The 7,619-nt window shown below is 57.5% G+C and carries 8 protein-coding genes; 2 read left to right on the top strand and 6 right to left on the bottom strand.

What is annotated here, in order from left to right:
- Positions 1–9: 9 nt before the first annotated feature.
- The 5 genes from BM069_RS18150 to BM069_RS18170 all read right to left on the bottom strand — a co-directional run bounded on the left by BM069_RS18150 (position 10) and on the right by BM069_RS18170 (position 5,027).
- On the bottom strand, positions 10–540 hold the full coding sequence (locus BM069_RS18150; protein WP_093325807.1) for an ester cyclase: 531 nt from the start codon (positions 538–540) through the stop codon (positions 10–12).
- 127 nt (positions 541–667) lie between these two features.
- Positions 668–1,549 (bottom strand): carbohydrate ABC transporter permease, encoded by an 882-nt coding sequence (locus tag BM069_RS18155; protein ID WP_093325808.1) that lies wholly within the window; start codon positions 1,547–1,549, stop codon positions 668–670.
- Position 1,550: 1 nt separating this feature from the next.
- Positions 1,551–2,576, bottom strand: a complete 1,026-nt coding sequence (locus BM069_RS18160) for a carbohydrate ABC transporter permease (RefSeq protein ID WP_093325810.1) — start codon at positions 2,574–2,576, stop codon at positions 1,551–1,553.
- A 72-nt stretch (positions 2,577–2,648) separates the two neighbouring features.
- Positions 2,649–3,875: an ABC transporter substrate-binding protein gene (locus BM069_RS18165; RefSeq protein WP_093325811.1), complete on the bottom strand. Its 1,227-nt coding sequence runs from the start codon at positions 3,873–3,875 to the stop codon at positions 2,649–2,651.
- A 99-nt stretch (positions 3,876–3,974) separates the two neighbouring features.
- The gene (locus tag BM069_RS18170; RefSeq protein ID WP_093325813.1) at positions 3,975–5,027 is read right to left on the bottom strand and encodes an ABC transporter ATP-binding protein; all 1,053 of its coding nucleotides are present in this window, start codon (positions 5,025–5,027) and stop codon (positions 3,975–3,977) included.
- 112 nt (positions 5,028–5,139) lie between these two features.
- Here BM069_RS18170 and BM069_RS18175 point away from each other — a divergent pair, with 112 nt between their 5' ends.
- Together BM069_RS18175 and BM069_RS18180 are read left to right on the top strand one after the other, a co-directional pair.
- A complete protein-coding gene (locus tag BM069_RS18175) occupies positions 5,140–6,144 on the top strand; it encodes a nuclear transport factor 2 family protein (protein WP_093325834.1) in 1,005 nt (334 codons plus the stop codon).
- Positions 6,141–7,019 (top strand): amidohydrolase family protein, encoded by an 879-nt coding sequence (locus BM069_RS18180; protein ID WP_093325814.1) that lies wholly within the window; start codon positions 6,141–6,143, stop codon positions 7,017–7,019. The genes BM069_RS18175 and BM069_RS18180 overlap by 4 nt, the downstream gene beginning before the upstream one ends.
- Before the next feature lie 321 nt (positions 7,020–7,340).
- Here BM069_RS18180 and BM069_RS18185 read toward each other — a convergent pair.
- A partial coding sequence (locus BM069_RS18185) for an integrase core domain-containing protein (protein ID WP_139216244.1) occupies positions 7,341–7,619 on the bottom strand: 279 nt, incomplete at its 5' end.

Raw genomic sequence — 7,619 nt, forward strand, 5'->3', positions numbered from 1 at the left:
CCATCATCCTCACTTAGTCGGGCGCGGGGCTGTTTTTTCCCCGCGATCAAAGGCTTCCCAGCCTTCGCCATTGAACAAATCGACGCCAAGCTGTGCGGCGACATGGGCGAAATCGACATTCACCCAGTTGTCGACAATCTTGCCGTCGACCACTTTCCAGAAATCCATGTAGCGGATTTCGATGCGTTTTCCGGTCGGTGCGATGCCAAGGAACTCGCCGGAATGCGTGGCTTCCTGGCGGCCAAAGGCGGCCGCCCACTCGCCCATGTAAAGGCGGGCCTCGTCGATGCAGGTTTTGTCGGAAAACGCCGCCTGAAAGGGGCGTTGCCAGTTGTCCTGAAATTCCTGAAGGCCGGTTTTGGTGCCGCAGCCCTGATTGCCCATCCAGCGGAAGCCTTGGGAAAAGAACTCGCCAATGTCGTCAATGCGGTGGTCGTTGAGACCGTCCACCATGGTTTCGATCACGCGGCGGGTGTCTTCGGTTTTGCTCAGGTCGGTGTCGCGCGTCAGCACGGCCTGTTCGGGGCGGGAGCCTTTCATCGGGCGTCTCCTTTCAGAATGATTTGGGGGATTTCGAGGGGGCGTACTGCCCTCTGCCCTATGAAATCCCGCGGCATTCTGTTGAGCGCCGGATGGCGTGCCACAGCGGTATGTCGTGCGGACGAGCTCACCCTTTGACTGCCCCCGCTGTCAGGCCGGAGACGATCTGGCGCTGGAAGAACATCACGAGGATGAAGAGTGGTGCGGTCGCGGAAACCACGGCGGCGACCGCAAACATGACGTTGCCTTCGGTGTAGGTGGTGCCAAGGAAAGCAGCGATGGCCGGCACCATGGTGCGGTTGCTTTCGCTCAGCAGCATCGCGGTCACGGCAAAGTCGTTATAGGCCAAAAGAAAGCTGAACAGACCTGTGGTGATGACACCCGGCCACATGACCGGCACGATGACATGGCGGAAGGCCTGAAACTGTGTGCAGCCATCAACTTTGGCGCTTTCGTCGAGCTCTTTGGGGATGTTCTGAAAGAAGCTGTGCAGCATCCACAGGGTGAAGGGCTGGTTGATCGCCACAAGAACGATGATGGTGGTCGGCAGAATGCCCCAGACGTTCCATTCAAAGAACGGCAGCAGGTAGCCCGCGACCAGAGTGATCGGCGGCATGGCGCGGAAGATCAGCGCGGTGATCAGCAGCCAGAAAGTATAACGGAACGAAGAACGCGACAGGGCATAGCCGCCTAGCGTGCCGATTGTCAGCGAGGTGCAGACCACGAAAAAGCAGACAATGAAGGTGTTGATGACATTGCGCCAGAACTCTTCCTGCACCCATGCGCCGTGATAGGCCGCGCCGGTGAAGGCGGAATCATAAGCCGCTTTGGTGCGTTCGCCGGTCAGCGCGTTGGTCCAGTCGGCGATCGAGAAGAAATCGAGTTCGACTTTGAACGAGCCCCAGAACGTCCAGAAGAACGGGAAGGCGGCGAGGATGAACCAGACGAAGACAAAGCCGTAGGTCAGGATGCGGAGCCCGAGGGGCATGCGTTGTGCTTTGGATGCCATGTTACTTGCCCTTGAAGTCGCGCCATGTCCGCACCAGCACTGGCGAGAGCAGGATTGCGACACCGATGATGGTCAGAACGGAGGTTGCAGAGGCGGCCGAGAGTTGCCGTGTTTCGCCGCCAAGATCGTTGAAGATGATCCAGCTGAGCGAGGTGGCATGTGCCGAGGCGTTGAAGCCGACAACCGGTTCAAAGACGCGGAAGTTGTCCATCAGCTGAATCAGCGCCACGAAGGTCACCAGCGGCATCAGGTGCGGCACAACCACGTATTTGATCTGTTGCCAGCGGGTGGCGCCGTCGATCTGGGCGGCTTCGATCTGATCCTGCGGCAGAGTTTGCAGGCCCGCATAGAAGACCACAAAGGCAAATGGTGCGGAGTGCCAGACGCCGTAGACGATCAACATGATCCAGGTGAGGCCGGTGCTGGCCTTCATCGAGAAGTCCGGATCCCCTGCCAGCGCCACAAGGGCCGAGCCAATCACGCCGCGGCTGTCGACCATCCAGAAGAGGATGAGAGAGCCAATCAGCGGCGTCACGATCATCGGCAGGAGCGAGAAGAAGATCATCAGCCCTTTGAGGCGACTGTGAAGCGAATTCACGGCCAGCGCGATCATCAAGCCAAAGACAATCAGCAGCGGCGTGACAATGAAGGTGAAAGTCAGCGTGAAGGCGAGCGCGCGGTAAAGCGGCAAATTGAAGAGCCGGTCAATGAAGCCGCCCATGCTGGCGCTTGCAGCCCATGCTTCGCCCACTTCCGTAACCGCAAGGTGTCCACGGTCCAGATAAATGTCGAGCCCGACAAACCGACCCAGTGGCTGCGCCTCGCGGATGTCGCGGGTGGCGTCCTGATCGATGGTGGTTTCCGTGGTGCACCCCACAAGCGGCGTACAGTTTTCAACCGTTTTCAGGACAGCCTCATGCGGTGCATATACCGACTGGATCACAACAGACACGATCGGCAAGGCGATGAACAAGAGCATCGCGAGGCCTGTCGGCAAAAAGAACCAGAAAAACGTGCGGTGTTTCATCTTGGGGTCCGGGCTACGAGAATTGGGGGAGGATGCCGGAGAGGAACGGGCCCTCTCCGGCGGGAGGAAGGCTTACTTGAGGAAGCCCTTTTCCTTGGCGGCAGCAGTATAGGCCGCTTCGATGTCGGACAGCGCCTGTTCCGCGCTTTCCTTGCCTTGCAGGAAGTCGGACAACTCGTTGCCGATGGAGCCGTGCATCAGGCCCATGTAAGGGACCATCGGATAAGGCACGGTGCCGGCTTTGGCCGCTTCAAACACGCCGATGGCGGCTTCGGTCGGCTGATAACCGTCGATCAACCAAACCGCCTGCTGACGGATTTCGTCGTTCTGCATCATGTCCGGACGGATGCCGTTCATCATCGCGATAAAGGTGGCCTCGGCCTCTTCATCGGATACGTTCTTGGCAACAGTCCAACCGTCCCACCACAGGGTGGAGGCCGGAGTGGAACCACCGCCGACGGTCATCGGACCGGCAATCGCGTGGCCGTTTTTCACAGCATCGGTCACACCATCTGCGGTGGTTTGCGATGCAGCGCGGCTGCCCCACATGTTCAGCAGCGCAATGTTGCCCGCACGGTATTCGGCGTTTGTCGCGTTGGAGTCATGGGTCAGGTAGTCGGGGTTCATATACTCCGTCAGCGCCTTCATCATGTTCAGCGTGTTCACGCCCGCCTCAGAGTTGATCATTGGCTCTGCAGTGCCTTCTTTGAAGAAGGTCCCGCCGTAGCCGAGGAACATGTTGTTGAATTCCTGTGCGAGGTTCCAACCAGCTGCGTAGGCGCCGCCGATCGGGTTCTGCATGATGCCTTTTTCACGGATCATCTTCGCAGCTTCGAGCATTTCCTCATAGGTTTTCGGAGGCTCAACACCGATCTCTTCAAGGATGTCTTTGCGGTACATCAGGTGCTGGGCGTTTGCCATGAAGGCCACGGCCATCACCTTGCCATCAACCGTGATCAACTGGCTTTTCTGAAGCGCGCCACCGTGCTTGGCGACCAGATCATCCAGAGGACGCACAAGATCGTCGTTCATCAGAATGGTCAGGGTGGAATTGGCCACAATCGCGGAGGTGTATTCCGCCGGATTGCCCTGCATACCCGCGACATGGATGTCCTTGTGATCGGCGGTAAGGTTTTTGGAGACCTCGGCGCCGGTGCATTCGGCCGCGCCCGCACCGACGGTCTGGATCGCGGGGAATTCGTTGCCGATGATGTTGACGCGCGCGTTGATTTCACACGCATATGCGCCGCCTGCCCAAAGGGCGATGGCACTGGCGAAGGCCACTTTCTTTAGAAACATTTTCTTCTCCCTGTTATGCTTCTTGGTATTTGGATGCGCCTTGCAACCGCGCACCCCTTGGTGTCTCCGGCAGGGGATTGCCGGAAATTCGAAAAGCCGTCAGGCCTCGATCCGCGCGCCGGTTTCGGCGTGGAACAAATGGCAGATGCTGGCCGGCACGGAGAGCGATACCGTGTCGCCGATTTCAGAGCGGAAATCTTTGGGGGCACGCACAGCAACCAGTTCTCCGCCAATGCGGACAGTGACCATTGTGGCATCCCCCAAGAGTTCTAGCGTATAGATCGGGGCGGTGATTTCGTGATGCCCTGCGTCCCCAAGCCCCGCATCTTCGGCGCGGAACCCAAGGGTCACGGGGCCATCCGGAGCGTGAAGCCCTTCGACGCGAACGTTTTCCGCCTCGAACGTGCCGCCGGACATCGTGCCGTCCATCAAGTTCATCGCTGGGTTGCCGATAAAGCTGGCGACAAAAGTGTTGGCGGGCTTGTCGTAAATGTCGGTGGGGCTGCCGAGCTGCTGCACTACGCCCTGTTTCATCACCACAACGCGGTCCGCCAGCGTCATCGCCTCGATCTGGTCGTGGGTCACATAGATCGTGGTGACAGCGAGTTCGTGGCTGAGGTTTTTGATCTGCGCGCGGGTGGAGACCCGCAGTTTGGCATCAAGGTTGGAGAGCGGCTCATCCATGAGGAAAACATTGGGCTCCCGTACGATTGCGCGCGCCAAAGCAACACGCTGACGCTGACCGCCGGAGAGTTCAGCAGGCTTGCGATGTAGAAAATCGTCAAGCTCGACCATCGCCGATGCGCGGCGCACTTTTTCATCGTGGGTCGCCGGATCGATGCCGCGCACCTTCAGCGGGAAGCGGATGTTCTCATAGACGTTCATATTGGGGTAAAGCGCGTAGGACTGGAAAACCATCGCCACGTCGCGGTCTTTGGGCTCCAGATCGTTGACCTTTTTGCCATCAATCAGGATGTCGCCTTCGGTGGCGTCTTCCAATCCTGCTATCATACGCATGGTTGTGGTCTTACCGCAGCCCGAGGGACCAAGCAGCACCAGGAATTCCTTGTCGGCGATGGTCAGGTCGAAGTTGTCGACCCCGACAAAACTGCCCCAGCGCTTACCAACATTGCGCAGCTGAATTTCGGCCATCTGGTCCCCCGTCCTATTTCACGAGCATTTTGCATACGTATGCACAGAGGGTAGACTCGAGGCTAGGAATTCGGCAAGACTTTTTTGCAAACGTATGCAAAGCGACCCAAACATGACTGATTTCACAAGTGAAAAACAAATAATAACAGACCTCTACAGACATCTGGACACCGCCTCTCCAGATACGACTGAAGCGGTCCTCAAACAATTCTATGGGCCGAATCATATCTGGCGTGGCTTCCATCCGTTCGACGAAATCCACGGCGGGACTGAGGTGGCAGAGCGTTTCTGGGCACCGCTCAAAACCGCGTTCACCCATCTCCAACGTCGCCAAGATGTCTTTATGGCCGGCAAAAACGAGATGGACGGATTTGCCTCCGCATGGGTGGTGTCCATGGGACATCTGATGGGCCTGTTTGACAAGCCCTGGCTTGGCATTGCGCCCACGGGCAAAATGGCCTTCCTGCGCTATTGTGAGTTCAACAAGATTGAAAACGGACAAGTAACTGAAACCGCGATGTATTTCGACATACCGCATCTGATGATGCAGGCGGGGCTACACCCTTTTCCACCACAAACCGCCGCGCATTTGGTGCAGCCCGGCCCCATGACACACGATGGCCTCATGCTCGCGCCGCAACCGCCTGAAACCGGCGAGAAGACCTTGGCTACGATAAACGCGATGATCACCGACTTGGGCCAATGGAACAGTGGCCTGAGCCTAGAAGACGAGCTGCGCCGGACATGGCATGAGGACATGATCTGGTGGGGGCCAGCTGGCGTTGGCGCGACTTACACGATCCCACGCTACGCCAAACAGCATTCCGGCCCCTTCCGCGCAGGCTTCACCAACCGCTCAAAAACCACTCACATCTGCCGCATGGCCGAAGGGCACTTCGGTGGCTTCTTTGGCTGGCCCAATTTCACCGCGACCCCTACCGGCGGCTTCATGGGCATGCCCGCAACCGACAAACCCGGCGAATTCCGCGTGATCGACATCTACCGGCGGGACGGCGACAAACTGGCCGAAAACTGGATCTTCATCGACCTGCTGCACTTCTGGAAGCAACAGGGCGTCGATATTCTGGCCCGTATGGCAGAGGAGCCCCGCACATGAGGATCGACGCACATCACCACCTGTGGGATCTGACCGCGGTGCACTATCCTTGGCTCATGGCGCAGGGTGTAAATCGGTTCTTTGGCAACCCCGCCCCGATACAGCGCAACTACCTGATTAAAGAGTTTAGCGATGATGCGAAACGGCATGGGATTTCAGGATCTGTTCACATTCAAGTTGGCGCCGAGCACCCACTACAGGAAGCGCTTTGGGTGCAGGAGGTGTCAGAGGCAAACCCGCACTGGCCCATGGTTCAGGTTGCATTTTGTGATCTCACTTCAGACAGTTTGACGGATGACCTTGATCGCTTGCAAAATCTCTCCACCCTGCGCGGTGTGCGCCAAATTGTTGGCCGCGCCCCCGGAGAAGACGCTTTGACGGGCACCAACACTCTGCTTGACGACCCAAGTTTCCTCTCCGGCCTGCGTGAAGTCGCCAAACGCGATCTCAGCTTCGATCTGCAACTCATCCCTGAACTGATGGAGAAAACAGCCGCGGTTCTTGAGCGAGTACCAGACCTGCCTGTCGCTTTGTGCCACGCCGGGTCACCCCATGATCGAACCTCCGATGGCTTGAAACACTGGGCTGGCGAACTCCGCGCTTTGTCGCGATTGCCAAATGTGACTTGTAAGCTCTCAGGACTCGGGATGTTTGATCACCGCTGGACCAAAGACAGCATCCAGCCGATTGTCGAAACCTGCCTAGATCAGTTCGGACAAAAGCGTCTGATGTTCGGCTCCAACTTCCCCGTCGACAGCCTTTATTCCGACTACTCGAAATTGTTCATGGCACTAGAGCATTTGGTTCCAGAAAACTGGCACAAGGATGTTTTTGGCGCCAATGCCGCAGCGTTTTATGGATTTGCGAAGCTCTAGCGGCCCGCCATTGCCAAATTCACCTCTCGGTGGGGTAAGCTGCGGCATTGAGCTGCCAAACCTAGGGAAACGACTCGCAGGACAACGCCTTCATTTAGTACGCTGCACTCCCTTGCCCCATAATCACTGCTTCAAGACAATGATCTGGGACGCGCCTTCACCGGGTTGTTAGCGTTGGCAAACTTGAATGAGTGCTCAAACACGCAGACGCGGGTTTCGGGTGAGTATCCCGGAACGACAAAAGCCACCCTAGGGTGGCTTGTTGTTGGTTTGTAATGGTTGGGTAATCCCCCCATTTTTAGAGGGGCGCGTCAGTAGAATCTAAGCTGCTTTCAATTTCTGTATCTGCGTCACGCCACCGATCCCCATGTTTGGTCTTTCGTTGTTGTATGTCCAGAGCCAGTGAGTGGCGTGGTCTTGCACCTCCTCGATGCTGTTGAAGTGATACCGCCCCAGCCATTCTGTCCGGACTGTCCTATTGTAGCGTTCGACATAGGCGTTCTGCTGCGGCTTTCCGGGTTGGATGTAGATTAGGCCGATCCCGGCGTTCTCGGCCCAAGTCTGCAATCGACCACTGACGTATTCAGGGCCATTGTCCAC

The sequence above is a fragment of the Shimia haliotis genome, from assembly GCF_900114415.1.
GTDB lineage: Bacteria > Pseudomonadota > Alphaproteobacteria > Rhodobacterales > Rhodobacteraceae > Shimia > Shimia haliotis.